This is a genomic window from Ruegeria sp. SAZD013, assembly GCF_059612525.1.
On the sequence record NZ_JBXWQT010000024.1, the window covers coordinates 1 to 25,185 of the forward strand.

Consider the following 25,185-nt stretch of genomic DNA (forward strand, 5'->3'; position numbering starts at 1 on the left):
CCGTTGTGACCGGCCGTATCGAGCGTGGCGTGATCAACGTTGGCGACGAGATCGAAATCGTCGGCATCCGCGACACCGCGAAAACCACCTGCACCGGCGTTGAAATGTTCCGCAAGCTGCTGGACCGCGGTGAAGCGGGCGACAACATCGGCGCCCTGCTGCGTGGTGTGGATCGTGACGGCGTTGAGCGTGGCCAGGTTCTGTGTAAGCCGGGTTCGGTGACACCGCACACCAAGTTCGAAGCCGAAGCCTATATCCTGACCAAGGAAGAAGGCGGCCGTCACACCCCGTTCTTCGCGAACTACCGTCCGCAGTTCTACTTCCGTACGACTGACGTGACCGGCACCGTGACCCTGGCGGAAGGCACCGAGATGGTCATGCCCGGCGACAACGTGTCGTTCGGCGTTGAACTGATCGCACCGATCGCGATGGAGCAGGGCCTGCGCTTCGCCATCCGCGAAGGCGGCCGCACCGTCGGCGCCGGCGTCGTGTCGAAGATTACTGAATAATTCGCACAAGCGAATGTTTAGACGGAAAGGGCGCCCTTCGGGGCGCCCTTTTTCTGTCGCTATGCGCTTGTTGTCCCTAAGAGTGTGATGAATGCAATAGATCGTAGGGTTTTCTCAGGTTCGGATAAAATCGTTTATATTTTTCATCATTCTGGAAAAGTCCGGTTCGGTCTCAAAAAGTAAATGGTTCGGACTGCTTAGTTGGACAAATGACGCGTTTGGGATTTCTGAGGCCAGCAGCTTCCCCTCAGAAAGTGGTGCCACAGCGTCCATATCACTGTGGAGCACCAAAGTCGGTACTGTGACATCCGGCAACATATCGATTACGTTAATATCGTCAAACATCGCGCGAAATTGGGCAATATTTTCAGCTGGCCCGCAAAGCTTCTGAAATTCGTTGAACCATTGTGTTTCTTCTTTGGTGGCATCCGGCATGAACATCGTTGTCAAAATTTGGCGGATTGCCGGGTTATCGTTACCCCAACTGGTACGGATCAGTTTTACGAGGGCTTCGCTTTCTTCAAATTCAACTTCATTTCCACGTTGTCTGCGTCCCCGCGGATACCCCCCGCTGAGGATAAGGTGGGAAATGCGTTCGGGATGTCGAAGAGCATATGCCACCGAAACGGACGCACCCTGTGACAATCCCAAAACTGCCACGTTTTTAAAGCCGTAGGCGTCGACGACAACTTCCATGTCATCGACCATGCGGTCAAAGCTGATGTCGACATCTTTCCATTGAGACATCCCATTTCCGCGCTGATCATAACGGATGACAGAGAAATGTTGTGAAAGGTGTCGAATATAGTCGCCAAAAGCTGGGCTTTGCCAGTCTTGCTCTAGATGTGTCATCCAGCTTCCTGAGATCAGCAAAGGATAACCTTCACCAGAAACGGTATGAGCTATGGATGTTCCGTCATAGGAACGACAGAACTTTACTGGCGGCAAAGAGGACGGTTGACCATTTGGAACTCCGTTGCCTGAGCTTGGCTCTTCATCCGGTTTTATGGATATCGCGCCCAATAGGCGGAAGCCACGTCGCCCCACGGTCTCTAGATAGAGCGGATTTTTGGCGCTATCGCCGAGCGCTTTTCGGATTTCAAAGATGTATTCCCGTACCAGATCCGGGTTCACGTTCAAATCCTGCCAGACCGCCGCTAGAATTTCTTCCTTGGACAGAACGACGCCTGTCTGAGAAATCATAAAGGCCAGAACTTCGGATGCTTTGGGTGACACTGAGGAATTACCCTGGTCCGATGAAAGTGTGCCATCGTCTGGATTTAATTCCCATTGCCTCATGCAGGCCTCCATCGTTGTGTTAAAATTCAACGATATAACAACGATAAGTCAACGGTGCCGTTGTTCGTGAACGGGTAAGCTCAATCGCGAGGCTAACCGGGACTGAAGATAATGCCACAGATGTCGACAAATAATTTGCACCCGAAAACTGCTATCGGCCAACCCGAAACTGCCACTGAAGCTGCCCTTTTGTTGCTACGTATCGCAGATGAGTTGGAGGGAGAGATTTGCCGCGCGCTTTTGGATGGGGATGTTGATTTGGCTCAGCGTTTGGCATTGCCGCAAGCGCGGTTGAAAAAGCTCAGCCCGTTTCTGCGTTAGTCGAAACCGGCTGAGCTTTAAAATAAGTGAATTCCAGCGTGCTAATAAACGGACGCCAGTTTTAGCCCAGAGAGGTTTCCGCCGCTGCCCGAACGGCCCGGATGTTCTGACCGTATACCTCGGGTTGATCCACCGAACCGCCCTTGAAGACAGCCGACCCTGCGACCAGCACATCAGCCCCCACTGCGGCAACAAGGGGTGCTGTCTGGGGATCAACACCGCCGTCGATCTCGATATGCACCGGGCGGTCACCGATCATCTGGCGCAATTTGCGGATCTTGCTGGTCATGTCGATGAACTTCTGGCCACCAAAGCCGGGGTTCACGGTCATGACGCAGACCAGATCGGTGAGGTCCAGCAGGTGTTCGACCGCCTCAGCCGGGGTGCCCGGGTTCAAGGCGACGCCTGCCTTCATGCCTGCGGCGCGGATTGCTTGCAGCGTGCGGTGGGTGTGGGCCCCCGCCTCGACATGCGCGGTCAGAATGTCAGCGCCTGCATCAGCGTAGGCCTGAATGTATGGATCGACCGGCGTGATCATCAGGTGCACGTCCATGACCGTCTTTACATGCGGGCGGAAGGCTTTGACGGCTGGCGGGCCAAAGGTCAGGTTCGGGACGAAATGGCCGTCCATTACGTCAACATGGACCCAATCCGCGCCCTGCGCTTCGATGGCCTGAATTTCCTGCCCGAAATTGGCAAAGTCGGCGGACAGAATGGACGGCGCGATCTTGATGGTGCGGTCAAAGCTCATATTGGCCTCGTGTCAGCTGAAGAGTCGCGGATGCGTATACCCGTGAGGCGGAGCGATGGATACCCCCCGCGCGCCGGGGCGTTACAAAACTTTCACTACGCTGACACATATCCTTTGAACGGCATCTTTAGCAGTCCGCCAACACGAATTGGGGGTGGCACGTGCTGCGTATCAAGAAACTGACCAAACGCTTTGGTGACAATGTTGCCGTGAATGCCGCGACGCTGGATGTGGACAGGCCGTGCATGATCGGGATCATCGGACGGTCGGGCGCGGGTAAGTCCAGCCTGCTGCGGATGATTAACCGCCTGACGGATGCCAGCGAAGGCGAAATCCTGTTTGAGGGTCGGGACATCACCCAACTGAAAGGCCGTGAGAAACGCGCCTGGCAGGCTGATTGCGCGATGATCTTCCAACAGTTCAACCTGGTGCCGCGCATGGATGTGGTTTCGAACGTGCTGCATGGCACGCTCAACCGTCATTCGACGCTGGCCGCTATGTTCAACCTGTTCCCGATGGATGAAATTCACCGTGCCATCGACATTCTGGACCGGTTGGGAATTGCGGAACACGCTCCGAAACGGGCCGAGGCCTTGTCGGGCGGCCAGCAACAGCGCGTGGCGATTGCGCGGGCGCTGATGCAGGACCCGAGGATTATTCTGGCGGATGAACCAATTGCCTCGCTGGACCCGATGAATGCACAGGTGGTGATGCAGGCGCTGCGCCGCATCCACGAAGAAGATGGCCGTACCGTCATCGCCAACCTGCACACGCTGGACACAGCACGTCGCTATTGCGACCGCGTGGTTGGGATGCGCGACGGGCGCATCGTCTTCGATGGGCTGCCCGAGCAACTGACCACAGGCGTCGCCCGCGAGATCTATGGCGCCGATGCCAGCTTCTCGGAAGAAGCGACATCAACGGAAATCGAAACGCTCGACGCCACGCGAAAGGCGCTGATGGAAGCAGAAGCAACCATCTGAGCCATCCCAACCCCTTTCATCGCCCGGCCCGGTGAGAGGCCGGGGTTATCAAACTGGAGAGAGACAGATGAAAAAACTGATTGCTGCCTTGGTCGCATCCACAACACTGGCTGCACCGGTCATGGCCGAAGAAATCAGCGAATTCCGCATCGGCATTCTGGGTGGCGAGAACGCTCAGGACCGGATGAGCAAAAACGAGTGTCTGCGCGAATACACCGAAGAACTGTTGGGCGTTCCGACCAAACTGTTTGCCCCTGCCGACTATAACGGAGTGATTCAGGGGCTGCTGGGCGGCACGATTGATGTCGCCTGGCTGGGTGCGTCGGGCTATGCCAAAACCTATCTGAGCGACCCCGACGCGGTTGAGCCGGTACTGGTCAAGGTGAACACCGATGGCGGCTACGGCTATTACTCGGTTGGGTTTGCACACAAGGACAGCGGCATCACCTCACTTGAGGACATGAAGGGCAAGGTTTTCGGCTTTGGCGACCCGAATTCGACCTCGGGTTATCTGATCCCGTCGATTGAGATTCCCCAGGCCACCGGAGCAACCATGGAGTCGGGTGACTATTTTGCTGAGGTGAAATTCACCGGCGGTCACGAGCAGACCATCGTTGCGGTGAAAAACGGTGACGTAGATGGCGGTGTGACCTGGGCCGATGGTCTCGGCGAGTGGGAAGACGGCTATCAGTCGGGCGCACTGCGCCGCGCTGTGGATGCTGGTCTGGTCGACATGAACGATCTGGTCGAGATCTGGAAATCGGCACCGATCCCGGAAGGTCCGGTTGTACTGCGCAAGGCTCTGCCCGAGGATGTCAAAGCTCAGGTTACCGAATTGTGGAACACGCTGGATGAAAAAGACCGCGAATGTTTCTACGGCGTGGCCGCGGGTGAGGCCAAGAGCTTTGATCCTATCACGCATGAGGCCTACGAGGTCATCATAGAAGCGCGAAAGCTGAAGTCCAACTAAGACTGCATATCCAATGATCGGGGTCTGGCGATGTACCGGACCCCGTTTTCCCTTCAGGAGCATTCCATGACAGACCTTACCGCAGGGTCCTTATCCGTCGATCAGATCCGCAACGACTATACAGCGATGACACGGCGCAAGCGGGTCTATGGTGGTATCCTCCTGATCCTGTTCCTGTCGTTGATGGCGGCAGGGTTTCGCACAGCCGACAATCGGAATGCCGGCAGCTTTGTCGATGGCTGGCACCGTATCCTTGATTACCCCAAAGAGGTTCTGTCCGAAGCGGGGGAAAAGATTGCCGAAATGCCAGCCAATCTGGTCTCGTTCTTCCCAGCCCTGGTCGAGACAATCAACATCGCGGCGGCGGCGACGCTTGTCGGCACAATTGTCGGAACGTTTTTCGCCCTGATGTCGACACGCGGCATGGCGCTTTGGCCGTCATTGATCCCGCTATTTCGCCGAATATCAGACATCTGCCGCGCCATTCCCGAGATCGTAATTGCGTTGGTTCTGATCTTCATTCTGGGCGGTGGCCCGGTTCCCGCGATGATCGCCATCGCGATTCACACTGCTGGCGCATTGGGCAAGCTGTTTTCCGAGGTGAACGAGAACGCCTCGCTGAAACCGGTGGATGGGCTGCATTCCGTGGGTGCCAACTGGTCACAGCGGATGTATCTGGGGGTGATTCCGCAGGTCGGGCCGAACTATGTCAGCTACGCGCTGCTGCGGTTCGAGATCAACATCCGTGCCTCGGCCATTCTTGGATTTGTTGGGGCAGGCGGTCTGGGTTACGAGCTTCGCAATGCCATGTCCTGGGGGCAGGGGCGTTATGACGAAGCCGCGGCCATCTTCATCCTTCTGTTCGTGACAATCGTGGTCGTCGACCAGCTGTCTGGCTACCTGCGCGACCGTCTGACCCACGGCTCGGAAAAAGGAGCTTTGGCATGAGCACCTTCGCAACCAATCTGACTGTCGATGACCTCAAAGCCGAAGCAGATCGCTTGTTCAACCGCAAGAGGCTGATGAATTTCGGGTTGCCTGCTCTGGTTTTCGTCTATCTGATCTATGTCTTTTTTGCTTTTGACGTGTCGGGCCTTGTGGGGCGCGCAAACTGGGCAAACGGCAAGACGCTGGTGGCTGACAGCTATAGCTACAAAACGCATATCGCGCGGGATAATCGCACCGGTGAAGTCTCTGCCGCCATCGAGGGTGAGCGCAAGGGGGCATATCCTGAAGGGCAGGCCCCGGAGTGGGTGGCACTGGGCGAGACGACTGTGATCGACCTTGAAAAGGGTCATGTCGTGCGTTTCGGTTCGCAGACGGTGGAGTATGACATTCCCGGCTATGGCACTATTCGCGCAACACCCACGCGTTCGGCCGGTGTACAGGCGGAGTTGCCGGAGGGCGAGGTTCCGGAATGGATCAACGTCTCTAAAAACCGGCTGTCTGTGACAACGGACGCAGGTCGTTTGACTGTCACCCGCAACCGGTCCGAGGTATTTCGCTATTTCACGGGGTGGGAACTGTTCTGGTTCACGCTGGACAGTCCTTATTTAGGCAAGTCCTTCCCGGAACTGGCCGGACGCGCGGTGTCGGGCGAGGCGGGTGCGATCTTTAATGATTTCTGGACCAACAAGATGTGGCGCCATCAGGATGTGGCCTGGGCCATCTTCGAGACGATGCTGATGGCATTTCTGGGCACGTTTGGCGCGGCGATTGTGGCCCTGCCATTGGCCTTCCTTGCGACGCGCAATTTCAACCGGATGACATCCATCCGCTTTGCGACACGGCGTGTATTCGATTTTGTGCGCGGCGTAGACGCGTTGATCTGGACTGTGGTTCTGGCCCGCGCCTTTGGCCCCGGCCCGTTGACCGGTGCGCTTGCCATTCTGGTGACGGACACCGGGACATTCGGCAAGATATTCTCGGAAGCGTTGGAAAACGTGGATCAGAAGCAGATCGAAGGTGTGCAGTCCACGGGTGCGAACGCCCCGCAACGGTATCGGTTTGGCGTTATCCCTCAGGTTACGCCCGTTTTGCTGAGCCAGCTTTTGTATTTCCTCGAATCCAACACCCGCAGTGCGACGGTGATCGGTGCAATCACGGGCGGCGGCATTGGGTTACTGCTGACGCAGGCAATCATCACGCAGAAAGACTGGGAAGAGGTCGCCTATTACATCATCCTGATCATTCTGATGGTGATGCTGATGGATTGGTTTTCGGGCTGGCTGCGCCGTCGTCTGATCGAGGGTAAGGCGGGTAAAAAGCGCTGGCCGCGCACGCCCGACCCCAAACCGTTCCTGTTGCCCTGAACCGGGTTTGGAGTGACAAGAAAACAGCTCGGTTCAGTGCGGCGCAACCGTTTGAAGAAGCGTCACAGAGCTTATTCCATTACCGTTCATCCCATATTCAGAATAATGCTGACCCGAAAGGCAGCTGAACCGATTTTCGCACCATGCCCAACGGGATGCGACCCCCGGCAGGAGGTCGAGGTCGAGCGGCAGGGGTTGTGGTTTACTCTTCGTTCAGCGTCAGCGTGACACGCTCACCAGCAAATACGGTTCGGCCATATTCGACGGGTCTGCCGTCCGGGTCCGCGTTGATGCCGACCGAAAACAGCACCGGGGCACCTTCGGACAGTTGCAGGTGAAGGGCTTGCGTTGCTGTCGCGCCGCGCGCGGTCAATCGGGTCGAGATGCGGGTGTAGTCCGCGATACCGCTGCGTTGCAGGGCTTTTGTTACTGACTGGGTCTCGGTCAGCGCCTGTAACAGGTTTGGAAAGCGTTCTGCCGGGAAGACGCTTTGAAAAACGGCTATGGGCTGCCCATCCGCCAGCGATAACCCGTCATAGACATGCACCGGGTCGCCTTTGCTCAGACCCAGTGCTTCGGCCTCGGCTTCATCTGCCGCGCGTGTCGTCAGGGCCAGAATTTTCTTTCCCGGTATCTTGCCGCTGGCCGAGACGTTCTTGTGATATCGAACCCTTTTGCCAATCGGATAGTCGGTTGGCCGCGCGGCCACAAAAACGCCCGCACCGCGCCGGGCATGAACCAGACCTTGTTCCGACATGTCGGCCAATGCGCGCCGCACTGTGTGGCGATTGACACCGTATTTGGCGGCCAGCTGCGCTTCGGTCGGCAGGCGGTCACTGGTTTGATACCGCCCTTCGGCAATGTCCGAGGTCAGGCGCAAGGCGATGCTTTTCCAGATCGGCGTTTTGCTCATGTCATCAAATCTTCACACAGTTGGAGATTGCGTGTTGCGCGCACGCAGGCTAATATTTGTCTAGTTGTATAGTTCAAATAGACAACCCGGCCAAGAGGCTTTGATGACAGATCAGACAGAAATCACGACCGGGGCGCGCAGGGATTGGATGAGTTTGCTGGCCCGTGCACCTGACGACACCCTGATGACCTTGTGGGATGGGATTGAGACCCGCCCGAGCTTTGACTGGCTGCGCCGTCCGGAGGTCGGGAGCGTGATGGTGCGCGGTCGCACCGGTGGTACCGGAGCGCCGTTCAATATGGGCGAAATGACGGTCACGCGCTGTTCTGTGGTGTTGCAGGATGGAACGGTTGGTCACGGTTATGTTCAGGGCAGGTCGAAACCCAAGGCCGAAGCCGCAGCGTTGATTGATGCGATGATGCAGACCGCGGCGGCAGATGAGGTACAGGCGCGGCTGCTCGACCCGCTTCAGCAACAAATGCAGGCGGTCAAAAGCACACGCGCGGCCAAGGCAGCGGCCACCAAGGTTGAGTTTTTCACGCTGGTTCGGGGGGAAGATTGATGGCCGCGCAAACACAGTTTTCCGGGGGCTTTGAAAACGCACCTGTCGATGCCGCACATGCGTTCCGCGCTGCGATGACCGTTATGGCGCGCCCGGGCTACATACGTGTCCTGTCGGGCGGCGAACCCCCAGCGCCCCTGTCCGTGGCGGCTGGTACACTGCTGCTGACGTTGTGCGACCCCGAGACCAGGGTTCATCTGGCCGGAGGCACCGATACCGAAGCAATCCGCAATTGGCTGACTTTCCACTCGGGCGCACCGCTCGTATCCGCAGCAAAGGCTGATTTTGCCGTTGGCACATGGAACGCATTGGGACCGCTTAACGCCTATCGCATCGGAACGCCGGAATACCCGGATCGTTCTGCAACCCTGATTGTGGAATGCGACCGGCTAGAGCAGTGCGGTGCCGTTCTGAGCGGCCCCGGCATCAAAAAGACCGCGTGCTTGTCGCTGCCGGATGTTCCGGCGCTTCAGGGGAATGCGATGCTCTATCCTCTGGGGTGCGATTTCTTTTTTACCTGTGGCAACAGGGTTGCGGCCCTGCCCCGCAGCACGCAGATCACGTCGGAGACCTAAGCGATGTATGTTGCTGTCAAAGGGGGCGAAAAAGCCATCGAGAACGCCCATGCCTGGCTGGCCGAAGAGCGCCGGGGTGCGACCGATGTGGCTGAACTGAGCCTTGCGCAGATCCGGGAACAGCTGAGCCTTGCAGTGAACCGGGTCATGGCGGAAGGTTCGCTATATGACCCCGACCTGGTTGCGCTGGCGATCAAGCAGGCGCGGGGCGATCTGATCGAGGCGATCTTTCTGATCCGCGCCTACCGCACGACGCTGCCGCGTTTTGGCTACTCCAATCCGGTCGAAACGGGTGAGATGGCCTGCGACCGCCGGATTTCGGCCACGTTCAAGGATGCGCCCGGAGGGCAGGTTCTGGGGCCGACTTTCGACTATACGCACCGTTTGCTGGATTTCAAACTGGCCGCGAATGGTGATGTCCCGAATGCTCCGGAAGGTCCTGCACGGCAGGAACCGACGCCGCATATCACCGAATTCCTGAAGGACGAGGACCTCATTCAGGACGAACCGGCAAGTGATGAACCCCCCGGCGACCTGACGCGCGAACCGATGGAATTCCCTGCCAGTCGCCCGTTGCGCCTGCAATCGCTGACACGCGGAGATGAGGGTTTCGTGCTGGGCATGGCCTATTCCACCCAACGCGGTTACGCGCGCAACCACGCGTTTGTGGGTGAATTGCGGATCGGCAAGGTTGCGGTTGAAATGGACATCCCTGAGTTGGGGTTTACCATCGATATCGGCGAGGTCGAACTGACCGAGTGTGAGACGGTGAACCAGTTCAAGGGTTCAAAAACCGAGCCGCCTCAGTTCACGCGCGGTTATGGTCTGGTCTTTGGTCAATCCGAACGAAAGGCCATCGCGATGGCTTTGGTTGATCGCGCGCTGCGGTGGAAGGAACTGGGCGAAGACTATCTGGGCGCGCCTGCGCAGGATGAAGAATTTGTTCTGAGCCACGCGGACAACATTCAGGCGACCGGTTTTCTCGAACACATCAAGCTGCCGCATTACGTGGATTTCCAGTCCGAGCTTGAACTGGTCCGCAAACTGCGCCGCGAGGCTGACGCGCGGATCACGTCAAAGGAGGCTGCGGAATGAGCGGGTTTGTCTTTCTGGTGGTAATGCTGGCAGCGCTGCTGCACGCCACGTGGAACGCGTTGGTCAAGGGTGGGTCGGACAAAAGCGCCGCGATGACGGCTGTGGTGATGGGGCAGGGGTTGTCCGGCCTCCTTCTTCTGCCGTTTGCCCAGCCGCTCGATTGGACGTGCTGGCCCTACCTGCTGGCAGGCATCGGGCTGCATCTGGGCTATCAGCTGTTTCTGATTCAGGCCTACAAGATCGGCGACCTGACCCAGGTCTACCCGATCGCACGCGGTGCCTCGCCGCTCTTGGTTGCGCTTGGTACGGCGCTGTTCTTTGGGGTTACGTTCAGCCAGGCCGAGCTATTGGCGATGGCAATGGTCTCGGTCGGGATAGCCTCGATCGCGCTGGTGCGGCGCGCGGATGGCAATTTCAATATGGCTGCTGCAGGGCTGGCGCTGATCACTGGGTTGTTCATCGCCGCCTATTCCATCGTCGACGGACAAGGCGCGCGCATTGCGGGAACAGCGCTGGGCTTCTTCGGCACGCTGACGGCGGCGAATGCGCTGGGCTTTGCCCTGGTGGCGCGGGTTGCGCGACCGGGGTTGTTGCGGCGGGCAGCCAGCCTTTGGCGGCTGGCGGTCCTTGGCGGCGCGGCCTCATTCACCGCCTATGTTCTGGTTGTCTGGGCTTTCACCCAAGCGCCCATCGCGTTGGTCACTGCCTTGCGCGAGTGTTCGATCATCTTTGCACTGATCATCGGCGTGACCTTCCTAAACGAAAGGCTCGACCTGAAAAAGGTCGCCTCAACCGCGCTGACCCTTGCGGGTGCGATCCTTCTGCGCATGAGCCGGAGTTGACCCATGTCTGACTACAACTTCGCCTATCTAGACGAACAAACCAAACGGATGATCCGCAGGGCCATCCTGAAGGGCCTCGCTATTCCGGGGTATCAGGTGCCCTTTGCCAGCCGTGAAATGCCGATGCCTTATGGCTGGGGCACCGGAGGGGTGCAGGTCTCGGCCGCGGCGCTGACGCCTGAGGATACGCTCAAGGTCATCGATCAGGGTGCGGATGACACGACCAACGCGGTGTCGATCCGCAAGTTCTTTGAAAAGACCGCAGGTGTGGAGACGACCGAGGAAACCGAGAAGGCGACGGTGATCCAGACCCGCCACCGCATCCCCGAGGCAAAGTTGCGCGAAGATCAGATCATCGTTTATCAAGTGCCGATCCCGGAACCTCTGCGCTTCCTCGAACCGCGCGAGACCGAGACACGCAAGATGCACAGCCTAGAAGAATATGGGCTGATGCATGTGAAGCTATATGAGGATATCAGCCAGCACGGGGCGATCTCGACCGCTTACGCCTATCCGGTGAAAGTGTCTAGCCGCTATGTGATGGACCCGTCCCCGATCCCGAAATTCGACAACCCGAAGCTTGAAATGGATGCAATCCAGCTGTTCGGTGCCGGGCGCGAGCAGCGCATCTACGCAGTGCCGCCACATACCAGGGTCGTGAGCCTGGACTTCGAGGATTACCCGTTCGAGGCCACCAAGGCCGATCATCCCTGTGACCTGTGCGGGGCCGAGGATAGCTATCTGGATGAAGTCATCATGGATGATGCGGGCAACCGAATGTTTGTCTGTTCGGACACTGATTATTGCCGGTCGCGCCGCGAAGCGGGCCATATGGGCCGACTGGCCGAGGAGAACGCGGCATGACCGCCCTGTTGCAGGCCAAGGGCATCGAAAAGCTCTATGGTGCGCGGATCGGATGCACGGATGTGACTTTTGATCTCTATCCCGGAGAGGTGATGGGGATCGTGGGTGAAAGTGGCTCGGGCAAGTCGACCCTGCTGAATTGTCTGGCCGGTCATCTGGTTCCTGATGCAGGGCAAGTGATCTTTGACACGCGCGCGAATGGGCCAGTGGATACGGTGACCATGTCGGAGCCCGAACGCCGGATGCTGAGCCGTACCGATTGGGCCTTTGTGCATCAGCATGCACGTGACGGGCTGCGGATGTCAGTTAGTGCCGGAGGCAATATTGGTGAACGGCTGATGGCCGTGGGCGAGCGCCACTATGGTGACATCCGAGACAAGGCCATTGACTGGCTGGGTCGGGTCGAGATCGAGGCGGCCCGCGTTGATGACCGGCCCACCGCGTTTTCGGGCGGAATGCAGCAACGTTTGCAGATTGCCCGCAATCTGGTGACCGGTCCGAGGCTGGTATTCATGGACGAACCGACCGGGGGGCTGGATGTCTCGGTTCAGGCGCGGTTGCTGGACCTCTTGCGCGGCTTGGTGCGTGAAATGGGGCTGAGCGCGATCATCGTGACCCATGACCTTGCCGTAGTGCGCCTGCTGGCCGATCGGCTGATGGTGATGAAGGATGGTCATGTGGTTGAGGCCGGGCTGACCGATCAGGTGCTGGATGATCCTCAACACGCCTATACGCAGCTGCTTGTGTCCAGCGTTCTGCAGGTTTGAGTATTTGGGAAAAGGTGAAGCAATGATTGAACTGATCAATGTGAGCAAAAGCTTTACCCTGCACAATCAGGGCGGTGCCGTTATCCCGGTGATGGAAGACGCGTCGCTTAAGGTTGAACCGAGTGAGTGCGTTGCTTTGACGGGGACGTCAGGCGCGGGCAAGTCCACGCTGATGCGCGTGATTTATGGCAATTACCTGGCGGCCTCTGGTCAGGTGTTGGTAGGAGGTCTGGACGTGGCAAAAGCCGAGCCGCGCCAGATCTTGACCCTCCGCCGGGAAACGCTGGGCTATGTCAGTCAATTCCTGCGGGTCGTGCCGCGGGTGCCGACGCTGGACGTTGTGGCAGAGCCTTTGCTGGCCGTCGGTTGCGACAGGACAGAAGCGCTGGAGAAATCCGCCGGGTTGTTGAAGCGGCTGAACATTCCTGAGCGCTTGTGGACCCTGAGCCCCACAACCTTTTCAGGCGGGGAACAGCAGCGGGTGAACATTGCACGTGGCTTTGCCCATGACTACCCGGTGATGTTGCTGGACGAACCGACGGCAAGCCTGGATGCGCAGAACCGCGAAACCGTGTTGTCGCTGATTGAAGAGGCAAAAGGGCGTGGCGCGGCGATTGTCGGGATATTCCACGACCTCGATGCACGTGAGCGTGTCTGTGACCGCGAAGTCAATGTCGCCGACTTCACGCCGGGACTGGTGGCATGACAGTTGCCCCTGTCATAGCGATTGTTGGCCCCTCGGGCGTCGGCAAAGACAGTGTTATGAAAGCGTTGGAGGCACAGGTGCGCGGCGCCCGGCGGGTGCGAAGGGTGATCACCCGCCCCGCAGGCGAAGAAGGCGAGGATTTCGACCGGGTTTCGGTCGCAGAATTCCAGCAGATGGAACAGGCAGGCGCTTTCGCGCTGAGCTGGCCCGCGCATGGTCTGTTCTACGGAATCCCTGCTGAGATTTTGCGACAGCGTCAGGGGGCGAATGCGGTTCTGGTCAATCTTTCTCGCCGGGTTCTTTTACAGGCGCAGAAGGTGTTTGGAGACCTGATCGTGATCTCTCTGACGGCAAATGCCGGAGTTTTGGCGCGGCGCCTGTCCGCGCGGGGACGGGAAAGCGCAGACGAGCAGGCGCGGCGGTTGTGTCGCGCCAACGCGGAGTTGCCGGATGGTCTGAACCGGGTCATCGAAGTCGACAATTCCGGCGCACTGGAAGACACGGTCGCCGAAATCCTGCGCCGCCTTCAACTGGAAAGCGCGTAGCGATGGATCAGGTGAAACCACCCATCTTCCGTCTCGCCCATCAGGGCAAGATCAGTGATCTGGAAGGGCTGTGGCAGCAAAGGGCTCAGATGGGTTTGCAGTGCTTCTTGCGTTGCCCTGAGGGTCGGCTTGTCCAGTTTGCCGCTCAGCGTGATGTGAAATCGAAACGCGTCCAGCACGTAGGGATAACCCCATTTGGTCAGATTGTCGTCCTGCTCGGGGGTCAACCCGGCGGCGCGGCGGCGCGTCAGTTCAGCCTGAGTGGCAGGTGCGCGAAACCGGTCGAGGTTGCGAACACAGGCCGCGGCCAGCGCATTCAGCGCCTGCGTTTCACCCAGCGGGCACAGGGCCAGAAACCGGCCAAGGCGGGCAATTTCCAGACCATCGAGTGTGATGGGCTGCCGGTTTGCAGCCAGTGCTATGCACGCCTGGTGCAATGCTTCAAAGGTCAGGCCATCGCGCAACCGGAACGGCGGTTTCAATGTCGCGTGCAGCCCGTATTTGCGTGGCACATCTGTGACGGAGGCAATGTCGATGCCACCTATGATCGGATGCGCGACCTGCATTCCCTTTTCCATGTCCCAGCCCAGCCAGCTGGTCGCAAAATCCGTCCAGGCCGCCCCGGCGGGCGGCGCAAAATAGATCGCGTATCGCGTGAATGTCACATTGGCCTCCTATTAAGTGGCCTTCCAATACCTCAGATTGTGTGAAGTTCAGATGACAGAAGACTTGATCCTTGCCAATGCCACGCTTGTGTTGCCGAATGAAACTGTCACCGGCTGTGTTCGAATTGTGGATGACACTATCATCGAAATTGACACCGGGAGTGCAGTTCCCGCAGGTGCGATAGACTGTGAAGGCGACTATGTCAGCCCCGGTCTTGTCGAGTTGCACACGGATAATCTTGAACGCCATATTCAGCCGCGCCCCAATGTACATTGGCCCCATGCCGCCGCCATTCTGGCCCATGACGCGGAACTGGCCAGCGTGGGGATAACAAGTGTGTTCGATGCGATGCGGGTTGGTTCAATCCCGTCCGGCGCCGGACGGTACGGAAAATATGCCCGCGGCCTGTCGCGGGAGTTGTGGGAACTGCGCGAGCAGGATGCGCTTAAGATCAGCCATTTCCTGCATTTGCGGGCAGAGGTGTGTTCCGAGACACTGATCGAAGAACTGGACGAGTTTGGACCCGAGGATAGGGTCGGCCTTGTGTCCATCATGGATCACACCCCCGGCCAGCGTCAGTTTCGCGACATGGGCAAGCTGGAATCCTTTCTGAAGGGCAAATATGCAATGGACGATGATACGTTCTTTCAGCATGTGGCTCAGCTGAAAAGCCTACGTGATCGCAACGGCGATGTGCACGAGGTCGAAACCGTCAAGGCCGCGCGCCGATTTGGGGCCGTTCTTGCCAGTCATGACGATACGACCGAAGATCAGGTGAAGGTCTCGGCAGGTCACGGCATTCGGCTGGCTGAGTTTCCCACAACGGTGGAGGCCGCACGGGCGTGTCATGAACATGGTATCAAGGTTATGATGGGTGCGCCAAACGTTGTACGCGGTGGCTCTCATTCCGGCAATGTTGCGGCCCGCGAATTGGCCGAGCTTGGGCATCTGGACGTAATGTCCTCGGATTACGTGCCGTCGGCCTTGTTATTGTCTGCGGTCATGCTGGGTCAAATGTGGGGCGATATGGCGCGTGGAATGAAGACCGTCACATTGGCCCCGGCGCAGGCCGCCAGGCTGGAGGATCGTGGCGAGTTGCGCGCCAATGCCCGCGCCGATGTTATCCGTTTCCGGATGCGCGCGGGTGTGCCAGCCCTCAACTCGGTTTGGGCGCGCGGTCGCCGTGTGGCGTGATCAGGCCGTATAGAACAGGTAACGGTCCGGCGCGATCGTCTCGGGCCCTTTGATCTGGTTGATGCCGACAAGGGGCTGGCCGGAAATCAACAACCCACCGGGCTGCATCACTTGCGCGATCAACGGGCTGAGGCGCGCGGCCTCGGCCACATCTTCGTGTTTGATGCCGCGTCCGAAATCATAATGCGCCAACGCGATCTTGTGCCCCTCGGCCATCAGTTTCCGCAGCATGGGTTCAGCTTCGCCTTGCAGGAAATCTTCGGCCGGTGGGGTGCTTTCGGGATGGCATTGCAGCACACGATCCATCACCCAGATCCGGCGGTGCGGCAGAATTTCTCGCAGGTGGTCATAGGTGCGACCATTGCCCAAACCCATATCCAGCACATCGCCGGGCTGGCCACTGATCTGTTCGGCTGCCCAGTTCAGCCCGTCACGTTGGGCCGTCAGTCGGCGCAGCATGGAATCCAGTCGGCTCATGACGATGTCCTCACTCGTTCTTTGGTGCGACCCAGGGTGTGGCAGGACCGTCCAGCAGATGTTTCAGCAACGCCTCGGTAAAGGCCCAGATGTCCTGATCATGGACCAGGTGATGGGTCAATACTCCAAAAGGCTCGGCGTTGTCTGCGCGGCCTTCGCGCCTGTCCCGCAGGAGGTTAACTGTCTGTGCGATCAGGCGGTCCGGAGAGATCAGACCGCATGAACCCCGCCAGTCAATCGGGTCAAGATGTGTGTTGACCTGCTCAAGCCCCGCTGCCGCCATTTTTGTTCTGCGGGGCGTTGCCGTTGAAAGAACGCGATACCCCAGCGATGGAAGATGTTCGATGACTTCTGGTGCAATGCGGTTCCACGGAGGGATAAACATCGGCCGCAGGGTGTTGCCGAACAAGGCGCCAAGGCGAGACAATCCTGCCGCGGCATCCGCGACAACCTGGTCCAACGGACGGTTGAGACGAAACTCGGCTTTCTTCTCACCGGCGGGCGCATGGTTCGTGTGGGACCAACCGTGGACCACAGGGATGAGAGTTTCGCCGTGCGCAACATAGTCGGCCAGCGCAGCGGTTGCCCCGTGCGGAATGACAGCCAGATGCACCGGCAGGCCTAACTGCGTGGCCAGATCGGACAGCCGGTCCAACTGTGGTGTCGGGTCGATCGCGTCATCGTCTCGCCACCACAACGGCAACGAAAGGCCCGCTGCATGCCAATGGGTCAGCTCGACCTCAAGTGGGTGCCAGTCCGGGTTCATTTACGCCGTTCCAGCAGGTGCTTGGCGATCTCCACGGTTTGGGCCGCGCCATCAAATCCGAAGTCCTGCTGCGCGCGGGGTCCATCTGAAATGACGCGCTCTACGGCCTGCGCCAACGCCTGCCCGCTCAGGGTTCGGCTGAGAAGCACCTCGATGGCTGGAAAACTCGACAGGCTTTGCCCACGCAGCCCCTGTTCAACCTCTTTGCCATCATCGAATGGGACAAAAACAGCGGGTGTTCCGCTTTGCAGAATATCCATGGCGGTGTTGTAGCCGCACATGCTGACCGATGCCGCCGAATGGGGCAGCATCTGGCGAAAATCGGGGCGCACAGGTTCCAGAATTGCCGAGGTTCCTTCAGCCAGTTGGGACAGCTCTGCGATCCTTACCTTGGCATCCGTCCCGCCGATCAACAGGCGCCAGCGCCTGTTGGGCATCTGGCGGGCGGCCTCGATGGCCGCGCGAAAGATCGGTTGCCCCACGGAACCGCCGCCGGCGCTGACAAGGATTTCGCCCTGCCCAACGGACTGCGGATGCGGTTGAGGCAGTTCCGGCGCAACAAAACCGGTATAATGCAGCCGTTCCGCCAATCGGTCCGACACCGGCCAACTGACCGAAAGCGGTGTGACACTTTCGGTCGAGTGAACAAGAATGCCGTCATAAAAGCGGGTGACGATATCTTCGGTACGCTGGGCCTTGGCAGGTTTGGATGGCGGGGCCAGAATATCGCGGATCGATCCCAGGATGACCGGAGGCTGAGGCAGGGCCCGTGCCGCATTCAGGGCCGCGTCGAATTCCACTGCCAGCGACCGGCGGCCAAAGGGGAAAAGCTCGGTTATCAGGATTTGCGGCTGAAAGCTGTTTACCGCCTGCACCATGGCTGTCACGCGCGCGCGATGATAATCAGCATCGGCCTCGGCACCGCTTTCAGTCAGAAGCCGCGTGAAATTGGCTCCATCCGATCTGAGCGGTGGCAAACCGAACAGGGTTAGCCCGCTGCTGTCTAGTTGAGGCGCAGGCATCCCGCCCGAGACGACCATGACCTCGTGACCGTCATCCCGGAAGGCCCGGCCCAATGTCAGAGCCCGGCTCAGATGCCCTGTTCCCAACAGGTGCGTGACAACGATCATCACCTTCATGGCAGCGGCCCATGTTTGATCAAGCGAACAGGGTCCGGATCTGCGGTCATCGTATTCATATCGACGATATACAGCCGATTGCGCTTGATCTTGAAGGGGGCGGGACCATCAAAATCCCAGCGCCACGCCTGGGCGAGAATGACCCGCATGATGCCAATATGGCAGACCGCGACTGTATCCTGCCGCAGCCCGGACACCCAGGGGTGCAGCCTGGTCCAGACCTCGGCAGGGCTTTCACCGTCAGGCGGGCGAAAATCCCAACTCCAGTCTTCGATATGGCGATACCCGCTGGTTTCATCGGCGATCAGGTCGACGCCTCGAAGTCCTTCCCAGTCGCCCCAATTCATTTCTATCAGCGCGTCCGAGGTTTTCGGGGCGCGCCCAGACACGATGCGTGCCGTCTCGCTGGCGCGCAGCAAGGGGCTGGACCAGATATCGGCGGCGGCCCATGGATCAGGCAAGCGATACCCGGCCAGCTCAGACCGCGCGTCGTCATCCAGCGGAATATCGCTGCGCCCCTGAATGCGCCCCGCGCGGTTCCAGTGGGTATGCCCGTGGCGAAGTAGTGCAAGACGGGTCATGATACATCCTTCAACAAGGGCCGTAGATGCGCCCACAACCGCGCGGTCGCCTGAGGTATAAGATGACGCCGGGCCACATAGCTGCGCGCATTCTCCCCAAGCGCGTGGCGCTGCGCGGTATCCTCAAGCAGGTTTTGCATGTGATCGGCAAGCCCTCTGGCCCCAGCTTCAACCGGTGGGTAAACCGCAGGTGCCAGCACGTCCCGAACGCCGGGACGATCCTGTGCGACCACGGGCAGGCCTGTCGCCTGCGCCTCAAGATAGACCATCCCATAGGCTTCGTTCACACCGGGCCAGACAAGCAGGGACGCGCGTTGGTAGGTATTCTGCAAGGCCGCCCGGTCGAGCTGGCCCAGAAAGTGCACCCGGCTTCCGAATGGCGCCATCAGGGTTTCGACTTCAGGCCGCGCCGGACCGTCCCCCGCGATGTTCAGGCGCCAGTCACATGTCAGGTGCGAAAGGGCCTCGGCCAAAATCCAGTAGGACGCCAGCTTGTCCCCATGCCGCATCATTCCGACAGCCAGCATGGGGCCGTCCCCGGTCGTAGCCACAGGCAACCCGGTTTCAGGCAGAAATGGCGGCAATTCAACCAGTGCCTGCTTGCCAAAACGGTCCCGTTCCAACGTAATCAGGTCATTGGCTGTGTGGTAGAATATGATATCCGCTGCATCACACGCCTGATGCGCCGCTTGGGCAAAATCGGCCCACGGCCCGTTCAGCCTGCTTGATGCGCGCGTGCTTTCCAGTTGCACATATGGGATGCCGCGCGCCTGGCAGACCTTGGGGCCCAGCAAGTCGGGTGCTTTGTAGTAATTGTGATAAGTCACCCACAGATCTGTATCAAAGGGCAATTCGGCGCTCAGCCGCTGCGCTTCAATCTCAGCCGCGCGAACAAGGGTTCGCTGTAGGTCCCGGTCTCCGATCTTGTCGTAGATGCGCAGGTCCGAGGCCAGTTCGATCTTATCCCCTTGCGCCGCCAAGCCGAGCATAAGGTTTCGCGCCATTTCGCGGTCGCCCGAGGGTATCTGGCTGCCGGGGGATTTCATTGGCGCATAAAACGCGACCCGCGCCATTACGCGTCTTCCATGCTCAGGGTTTTCAGCCGTGCCGACAGCCGTAAAATACCGGGTTCCATTCGAAAATCTGCAATCAGGCGGTCATAGGCTGCACGCGCCATAGATGCTGCCGTTTCCGGATCAGCGGCCAAAGCTGAAATGGCCGAAGCCAATGCAGCCGGGTCGTCATCAGACAGCACGCCATGCGTTCCGGATTGGATGAATTCCGGGATGGCCGAAACCGGTGTCGACAGAATTGGCAACTGCTGCGATGCGGCCTCCATCAACACGTTCGGCAATCCATCCCGGTCCCCGTCCGCAGCAACACGGCTGGGCAAAACAAACAGGTCGGCCTTGCGCATGGCTTCGATCACCTCGGGCTGATCGCAGGCCCCCCTCCAGGTGATGCGGTCCACGATACCAGCAGCGCGCACCTGTTTGTGTAGTGAGTCCCCAAGACCCCCGCCGCCAATGTGGGTCCAATGCCAGTCCAGGTTTTCCGGCAGCAGCGTGAAGGCCGCAATAAGGCGGTCAAAGCCCTTCTTTTCAACCAGCCGCCCAACGGAAATCATGTGAAACGGATCGCCAGCGGCGCGTATCCTGCGCTTTGGCGGTTCGGGGAAGCGCGACAGGTCCAGGCCATGATAGATAAGGTCCACGCGGTTGGGGTCATCAGCGAGGCTGCGCAGGTGTTCCGCGCCGATTGCCGTGCAGGTGGCTCCGAAAGCGGCCCCATATGTTGCAGCCTGCAGCTTTTCACGCTTTTCCCAGTCCGGTGAGGTCCAGATATCCTTGGCATGGGCGGAAAAGCTCCATGGCAGACCGCGCATGATGGCCGCATATCGGGCGACGGACGAGGGGGTGTGCATGAAATGGGCATAGAGCCCCTGCGTCTGGGCGGGTAACTCGGCGGCCAGAACACATGCTTGCCCAAACCGGCGGATGCGGTTCGGCGTGGGATCGCGGCGCAGGTCGTGCCGCCAGATCTTGTAGGCCTCGGCATAGCCGGGCAGGTCTTGGGCGGCAGTGCGGGCCGCCCACACCCGCTGTGGCTCCTCATGCAGGTATTCCGGCAGATAGCGAACCTGCCCCAAGAATCGATCGTGCAAAGGGTGACGTTTGGTGTCGGTCGGACGGCGCAGAGACCAGATGTCAAATCGGTGCCCGGCTTCCTGCAAGGCAACAAGTTCCTGAGCGATAAATGTTTCGGACAGTCGCGGCCAGCCTTTGACCACAACCGCCAGATTGGGAGAGGCCGAGTTCATCCAGTGGCTCGTTTCTGTTCCCGTGTCAGCAGGCTGTCAATGCGGTCGGTGACATAGTCCAAACCGTCCAGCAATCCACTTTGGATGGCATGCGACGGCACAGATTGGTGCGGCAGATTGCGGATGGCACGGATCATTGCGTCGGGTGTCAGGCTGTCGCGTCGTTCGTCCAGCATCTTGACCAGCCCCAGCTCTTCCGCGCGTGAGGCCCTTATCCACTGTTCCAGACGAGGTGTGGTGCGTGGAACAATGACGGCCCGTTTGTCGAAGGACAAAACCTCGCAAAACGTGTTGTATCCACCCATGCAGACCACGCCTTCGGCCCCTGCAAACAGCGTTTCGATCTGCGATTCAAATCCAACCGCAGTTACGCGACCATTCAATGCGGCAACCCGTGCTTCGAAATCGTTGCGCAATTCACCCGACAGGAATGGGCCATAGACCAACACGGCACGCGGCGACAGGTCTGGGTCTTTCTCGTAGGCGGACAGCACAAGGTTGACCAGCGCCTTACCATCGCCACCGCCGCCGGGTGTGATCAGGATATAAGGTTGCTGAGGCGGTTCCCCGACCGGGCCGAGATCGCGGCGCAGATATCCCGTCCAGTGAATACGCGATCGCGCTGACGCGCTCAGCCGCAATCCTTGCGTCGGATCGTAGATCGACTGTGATCCGTAAACCCAGATCTCATGATAGAACCGCTCGGTCGCTTCGATGGCTTCTTTGCGTGCCCATTCGGCGGCCAGCACTTCGGGTTCGTCCAGCACATCACGCAGGCCCAGAACCAGTTTCGTACCGCAATGGCGTTCGAGATATTTCAGTGTTGGCAACAGCTCACCCCGGAACCCTGTCGGTTCCTTGTCGACCACCAACACGTCTGGGTCGAACTGCTGAACCGCGGTCTGGATCAATCCCGCACGCAATTCGGTTACTTCGTCGATCCCCATTCCGATTGTGCGCGCAGCATACGAGCCGTCCGCACGCTTGGTCACACCGGGCAGGCGCACATGGTCAACCCGGCGCGGAAAAGTGAAACGGCCTGCCACGGGTGAACCCGTCAGGATCAGCGCCGAGGCGCTTGGGTCCGCCTGCGTGATTGCCGCAGCCAAGGCGCGGGACCGGCGCAAATGCCCCAGACCGAAAGTGTCATGGCTGTAAAACAGGATACGCGGCGCGCGGTCCGGTTTAGAATTGGTTGTGCCAAGGCTCATAGTGTTGCCCGTCTTCTTGATCCCAGAGCGAAATCCGCGCGTTCGCTAGCGTTACCGTATATTTCAATGCCACGCTTGCCAAAGGCGGATTTGCGCATTTGCAAATGTTTCAAGCATTGCGATTTGGCAACAGCGTTTTGACAACTTCGCGGCATATCGCACCACAGCTAGAGAAGATCGCATAAGGATCCCGATGAAGGCAATCGGGTCGGACCTGAAACTTTTGCCCGGTCATATTCAATTATGGCAAGATTGAAAACACCTGCGAGCATCAGAGTGCGCCAAGAACACGTCCAAACACGATATTGAGACGGAGTGATGCGAGTGTTTGAACTGCCTGAAACGCTTCTGTAATCTGGCCAATATCGGCAAAAACTGGATGCAAGACCCAATGCGAAATAACTTTCCGGCCGTATTTTTTTTGGCGTTGTGGGCCATTTTTCTGAGCGTTCCCACTGGTGCATTGGCGCAGACGTCCTTGATTCCCGGATATTCTTCCGGGTCGGGTAGTTCGTCCGGGACCGACAAGGAAAGTGATTTGGCCGCTGCAATCCGTGCTGCCAGCGATGCAGGCGCGAGTGTCATTGTCATCGACAGTGCCGGTCAGGTTGTGACAACGGCAGGTGGAAAGGATGCAGGTTCGGGGGGCGCGGACAGCGATTCGAGCAACCCGATGGGTGACGGTTCGCAGCTGATGAAGGCGCAAGAGCGGTTCTCGAAATTCCGCGAGTCGATGAATTCCCGTCTCGAGGCGCTGCCCTATTCTATTTTTGAAGTACAGTACATCCTGCGCCAGACCAGCCCAGATGGCCGTATCCAGACCTATGTCGAGGTGTTGGGCTGGAATATCCTGTTCCTGTTACTTGGGCGGTGGCTGTCGATCGAGATTTACGGGAAACGGTTCGCGCGCCGCTGGGTGGTGGCGCGGATCAAGGACGAACCACAGGGTTATCGGGAAAAGATGCCGTTCCTGCTGTTCCGGTTCCTGATGGGGATCGGTGCTACGGTCTTTGCAATGATCATGGCTTTGATCGTCGGGTATCTGATCTTTGGCGAGGCCGAGGATATCTCGGTCCAGTTCACGATCACCGCCATCTTTACGGCTTTTTTCCTGTCGCGCACGGTGTCGGACCTGTGGCGCATGGTCCTGTCGCCTTATCTGAGCCAATATCGATTACCGCCCTTTTCGGACAAGAATGCGCGCAGGCTGTACATCTGGGCGTCCGTGCTGGCGACCTATGATATTTCGGTCGTCCTGTTTTCCACCTGGGTCGCTGATTTTGGACTGAACTACAACGTCTACGCCATGGTGTATGGCGGTCTGACGATGCTGGGCGCGCTGGGTAATATTCTGATGATCCTATTCAACGCCCGTGCCATCTCGAACGCGATCCGGGGTGGGCGGGCATCCGAACAGGTGTCTTGGCTGCTGCGGTTTGTGTCATTTGGCTGGGCGCCGGCATTGATCATCTATGTCGTGTTCAGCTGGTTCCGTCTGGCTGTTGATCTGGCGCTGGAGCATCCGACACCGCTGCCGTTGATTGCAAGCAGCTATCTGATCTTCATGTCCGTGGTCGTGGCCTATGGTGCAATGAACTACCTGCTGGAGCGGTATTTTGACCGCTCGCGCGTGATTAGCGAAATAAACGGGGAAGCCGAGGCAGCGGATGAAGGCGTCATGGCGGCGGATATACCCGAGGCTGAACAGCCGAAGCAGCATCTTCTTACTTATGAAGACCTGGCCCGCCGGGTAGCCGGAATTCTGGCTTTCGTGCTCGGGGCTTATGCGCTTGTCGTGATATGGTACCCGAACGCGGACTGGAGCGAGGATCTGCCGGTAGAACGTGCGCTGGATGTGATGGTCGTCCTGTTTATCGGGTACATCCTGTTTCATTTCTTTCGGATCTGGATCGACAGCAAGATCGCTGAAGAATCCGACGATGGCACCGAGGTTGAACTGGGCGACGAAGGCGGCGAAGGCGGGCAAAGCCGTCTGGCAACGTTGTTGCCACTTTTCCGGGGCGCAATTCTGGCTGTTGTCGTGGTCACGATCGTACTAATTGTCCTGATGGAACTGGGTATCAATGTCAGCCCGTTGTTTGCGGGTGCCGGTGTGGTTGGTCTGGCCGTGGGTTTCGGGTCGCAAACGCTGGTGCGCGACATTTTTTCCGGCGCATTCTTCCTGCTGGATGATGCGTTCCGGAAAGGGGAATATATCGACATTGGGGATGTGAAAGGGACGGTCGAGAAAATCTCGGTCAGGTCCATGCAACTGCGTCACCATCTGGGTGCGCTGAACACCATTCCCTTTGGCGAGATCAAAGTGCTGACCAACTATTCGCGCGATTGGGTGATCATGAAGCTGCCGCTGCGCGTGACCTATGACACCGATGTCGAGAAGGTTCGCAAGTTGATCAAGAAATTGGGTCAGGAACTGTTGGCCGATCCCGTAATCGGAGACAATTTCATCCAACCGCTGAAGTCACAGGGCGTGATCGAGATGCAGGATTCAGCGATGATCATCCGGGTCAAGTTCATGACGAAACCCGGCGACCAGTGGCTGGTTCGCAAAAAGGTCTATCAGGACATTCGCGAGCTGTTCGCGCGAGAGGGGATCAAGTTTGCGCATCGCGAGGTCACTGTAAGATTGGCAGATGGCAAAGAGGCGGAAGACCTGACACCAAAACAGCGTGAGGCTGTGACAGGGGCTGTTCAGGCCGCAATTGACGAGGACTATCTGGACGATATCGGGCCGGATGGCGACGACCGGTAGAGAGTCCCGCCGCCGCTTTGTGTTGAGTCTCGGATGAGGTGCCC

27 protein-coding genes are annotated in these 25,185 nt (G+C 58.7%); 16 read left to right on the forward strand and 11 right to left on the reverse strand.

The genetic code is table 11. The features are described from left to right. A partial coding sequence (locus AC2FLU_RS12835) for an EF-Tu C-terminal domain-related protein (RefSeq protein ID WP_496812001.1) occupies positions 1-509 on the forward strand: 509 nt, incomplete at its 5' end. Positions 510-623: 114 nt separating this feature from the next. Here the strand turns inward: AC2FLU_RS12835 and AC2FLU_RS12840 are convergent. Then, positions 624-1,808, reverse strand: a complete 1,185-nt coding sequence (locus AC2FLU_RS12840; RefSeq protein ID WP_480554579.1) for an alpha/beta hydrolase — start codon at positions 1,806-1,808, stop codon at positions 624-626. A 120-nt stretch (positions 1,809-1,928) separates the two neighbouring features. Between AC2FLU_RS12840 and AC2FLU_RS12845 the strand changes: the two genes are divergently transcribed. Beyond that, on the forward strand, positions 1,929-2,129 hold the full coding sequence (locus AC2FLU_RS12845) for a hypothetical protein (RefSeq protein ID WP_480518643.1): 201 nt from the start codon (positions 1,929-1,931) through the stop codon (positions 2,127-2,129). A 61-nt stretch (positions 2,130-2,190) separates the two neighbouring features. On the opposite strand, the gene rpe is transcribed toward AC2FLU_RS12845, so the two are convergent. Further along, on the reverse strand, positions 2,191-2,880 hold the full coding sequence (gene rpe / locus AC2FLU_RS12850) for a ribulose-phosphate 3-epimerase (RefSeq protein WP_480554578.1): 690 nt from the start codon (positions 2,878-2,880) through the stop codon (positions 2,191-2,193). Between the two features lie 161 nt (positions 2,881-3,041). On the opposite strand from rpe, the gene phnC reads away from it, so the two are divergent. The 4 genes from phnC (at position 3,042) to phnE (AC2FLU_RS12870) (ending at position 7,145) form a co-directional block, all read left to right on the forward strand. Then, the gene (gene phnC, locus AC2FLU_RS12855) at positions 3,042-3,863 is read left to right on the forward strand and encodes a phosphonate ABC transporter ATP-binding protein (RefSeq protein ID WP_480554577.1); all 822 of its coding nucleotides are present in this window, start codon (positions 3,042-3,044) and stop codon (positions 3,861-3,863) included. A gap of 67 nt (positions 3,864-3,930) precedes the next feature. Continuing rightward, on the forward strand, positions 3,931-4,833 hold the full coding sequence (gene phnD, locus AC2FLU_RS12860) for a phosphonate ABC transporter substrate-binding protein (protein ID WP_496808804.1): 903 nt from the start codon (positions 3,931-3,933) through the stop codon (positions 4,831-4,833). 66 nt (positions 4,834-4,899) lie between these two features. Then, positions 4,900-5,781: a phosphonate ABC transporter, permease protein PhnE gene (phnE, locus tag AC2FLU_RS12865; protein ID WP_480518647.1), complete on the forward strand. Its 882-nt coding sequence runs from the start codon at positions 4,900-4,902 to the stop codon at positions 5,779-5,781. Beyond that, positions 5,778-7,145, forward strand: coding sequence for a phosphonate ABC transporter, permease protein PhnE (gene phnE, locus AC2FLU_RS12870; RefSeq protein ID WP_496808805.1), 1,368 nt, complete (start codon positions 5,778-5,780; stop codon positions 7,143-7,145). Before phnE (AC2FLU_RS12865) ends, phnE (AC2FLU_RS12870) begins: the two co-directional genes overlap by 4 nt. Positions 7,146-7,347: 202 nt before the next feature. On the opposite strand, the gene phnF is transcribed toward phnE (AC2FLU_RS12870), so the two are convergent. Then, positions 7,348-8,058, reverse strand: a complete 711-nt coding sequence (gene phnF / locus AC2FLU_RS12875; protein ID WP_480518651.1) for a phosphonate metabolism transcriptional regulator PhnF — start codon at positions 8,056-8,058, stop codon at positions 7,348-7,350. Positions 8,059-8,161: 103 nt separating this feature from the next. On the opposite strand from phnF, the gene phnG reads away from it, so the two are divergent. From phnG to phnN, 8 genes are read left to right on the forward strand one after another with little or no spacing between them, the layout of a single operon-like run. After that, entirely contained in the window at positions 8,162-8,620 is a 459-nt protein-coding gene (gene phnG, locus AC2FLU_RS12880; RefSeq protein WP_496808806.1) for a phosphonate C-P lyase system protein PhnG, read from the forward strand. Then, on the forward strand, positions 8,620-9,195 hold the full coding sequence (phnH, locus tag AC2FLU_RS12885; protein WP_480622836.1) for a phosphonate C-P lyase system protein PhnH: 576 nt from the start codon (positions 8,620-8,622) through the stop codon (positions 9,193-9,195). The genes phnG and phnH overlap by 1 nt, the downstream gene beginning before the upstream one ends. A gap of 3 nt (positions 9,196-9,198) precedes the next feature. Beyond that, a complete protein-coding gene (locus AC2FLU_RS12890) occupies positions 9,199-10,290 on the forward strand; it encodes a carbon-phosphorus lyase complex subunit (protein WP_480870837.1) in 1,092 nt (363 codons plus the stop codon). Continuing rightward, positions 10,287-11,132, forward strand: a complete 846-nt coding sequence (locus AC2FLU_RS12895; RefSeq protein WP_496715032.1) for an EamA family transporter — start codon at positions 10,287-10,289, stop codon at positions 11,130-11,132. The genes AC2FLU_RS12890 and AC2FLU_RS12895 overlap by 4 nt, the downstream gene beginning before the upstream one ends. A 3-nt stretch (positions 11,133-11,135) precedes the next feature. Next, a complete protein-coding gene (locus AC2FLU_RS12900) occupies positions 11,136-11,996 on the forward strand; it encodes an alpha-D-ribose 1-methylphosphonate 5-phosphate C-P-lyase PhnJ (RefSeq protein ID WP_480605128.1) in 861 nt (286 codons plus the stop codon). Beyond that, the gene (gene phnK / locus AC2FLU_RS12905; protein WP_480518663.1) at positions 11,993-12,763 is read left to right on the forward strand and encodes a phosphonate C-P lyase system protein PhnK; all 771 of its coding nucleotides are present in this window, start codon (positions 11,993-11,995) and stop codon (positions 12,761-12,763) included. Before AC2FLU_RS12900 ends, phnK begins: the two co-directional genes overlap by 4 nt. Before the next feature lie 22 nt (positions 12,764-12,785). Further along, positions 12,786-13,469 carry a phosphonate C-P lyase system protein PhnL gene (gene phnL / locus AC2FLU_RS12910; protein ID WP_480605126.1) on the forward strand — a complete coding sequence of 228 codons (684 nt, stop codon included), beginning with the start codon at positions 12,786-12,788 and terminating at the stop codon, positions 13,467-13,469. After that, positions 13,466-14,014, forward strand: a complete 549-nt coding sequence (gene phnN / locus AC2FLU_RS12915) for a phosphonate metabolism protein/1,5-bisphosphokinase (PRPP-forming) PhnN (protein WP_480605125.1) — start codon at positions 13,466-13,468, stop codon at positions 14,012-14,014. The genes phnL and phnN overlap by 4 nt, the downstream gene beginning before the upstream one ends. On the opposite strand, the gene AC2FLU_RS12920 is transcribed toward phnN, so the two are convergent. Continuing rightward, entirely contained in the window at positions 13,996-14,679 is a 684-nt protein-coding gene (locus AC2FLU_RS12920; RefSeq protein ID WP_496808807.1) for a DUF1045 domain-containing protein, read from the reverse strand. The genes phnN and AC2FLU_RS12920 overlap by 19 nt on opposite strands. A gap of 52 nt (positions 14,680-14,731) precedes the next feature. Between AC2FLU_RS12920 and AC2FLU_RS12925 the strand changes: the two genes are divergently transcribed. Further along, the gene (locus tag AC2FLU_RS12925) at positions 14,732-15,874 is read left to right on the forward strand and encodes an alpha-D-ribose 1-methylphosphonate 5-triphosphate diphosphatase (RefSeq protein WP_480624121.1); all 1,143 of its coding nucleotides are present in this window, start codon (positions 14,732-14,734) and stop codon (positions 15,872-15,874) included. Here the strand turns inward: AC2FLU_RS12925 and AC2FLU_RS12930 are convergent, their stop codons facing one another. Genes AC2FLU_RS12930 through AC2FLU_RS12960 form a run of 7 tightly spaced genes read right to left on the reverse strand, consistent with a single transcriptional unit; the run spans position 15,875 to position 22,368 of the window. Next, the gene (locus AC2FLU_RS12930; protein WP_480554561.1) at positions 15,875-16,351 is read right to left on the reverse strand and encodes a class I SAM-dependent methyltransferase; all 477 of its coding nucleotides are present in this window, start codon (positions 16,349-16,351) and stop codon (positions 15,875-15,877) included. Positions 16,352-16,361: 10 nt separating this feature from the next. Continuing rightward, positions 16,362-17,117 (reverse strand): polysaccharide deacetylase family protein, encoded by a 756-nt coding sequence (locus AC2FLU_RS12935; RefSeq protein WP_480554560.1) that lies wholly within the window; start codon positions 17,115-17,117, stop codon positions 16,362-16,364. Beyond that, a complete protein-coding gene (locus AC2FLU_RS12940; RefSeq protein WP_496808808.1) occupies positions 17,114-18,256 on the reverse strand; it encodes a glycosyltransferase family protein in 1,143 nt (380 codons plus the stop codon). Before AC2FLU_RS12940 ends, AC2FLU_RS12935 begins: the two co-directional genes overlap by 4 nt. Further along, on the reverse strand, positions 18,253-18,837 hold the full coding sequence (locus AC2FLU_RS12945) for a histidine phosphatase family protein (protein ID WP_496715036.1): 585 nt from the start codon (positions 18,835-18,837) through the stop codon (positions 18,253-18,255). Before AC2FLU_RS12945 ends, AC2FLU_RS12940 begins: the two co-directional genes overlap by 4 nt. Next, positions 18,834-19,910 carry a glycosyltransferase family 4 protein gene (locus AC2FLU_RS12950; protein WP_496715037.1) on the reverse strand — a complete coding sequence of 359 codons (1,077 nt, stop codon included), beginning with the start codon at positions 19,908-19,910 and terminating at the stop codon, positions 18,834-18,836. Before AC2FLU_RS12950 ends, AC2FLU_RS12945 begins: the two co-directional genes overlap by 4 nt. Further along, positions 19,910-21,157 (reverse strand): glycosyltransferase family 4 protein, encoded by a 1,248-nt coding sequence (locus tag AC2FLU_RS12955; RefSeq protein WP_480605114.1) that lies wholly within the window; start codon positions 21,155-21,157, stop codon positions 19,910-19,912. The genes AC2FLU_RS12950 and AC2FLU_RS12955 overlap by 1 nt, the downstream gene beginning before the upstream one ends. After that, positions 21,154-22,368: a glycosyltransferase family protein gene (locus tag AC2FLU_RS12960; protein WP_480473823.1), complete on the reverse strand. Its 1,215-nt coding sequence runs from the start codon at positions 22,366-22,368 to the stop codon at positions 21,154-21,156. The genes AC2FLU_RS12955 and AC2FLU_RS12960 overlap by 4 nt, the downstream gene beginning before the upstream one ends. Before the next feature lie 391 nt (positions 22,369-22,759). On the opposite strand from AC2FLU_RS12960, the gene AC2FLU_RS12965 reads away from it, so the two are divergent. Then, positions 22,760-25,141, forward strand: a complete 2,382-nt coding sequence (locus AC2FLU_RS12965; RefSeq protein ID WP_496808809.1) for a mechanosensitive ion channel domain-containing protein — start codon at positions 22,760-22,762, stop codon at positions 25,139-25,141. Positions 25,142-25,185: the final 44 nt, after the last annotated feature.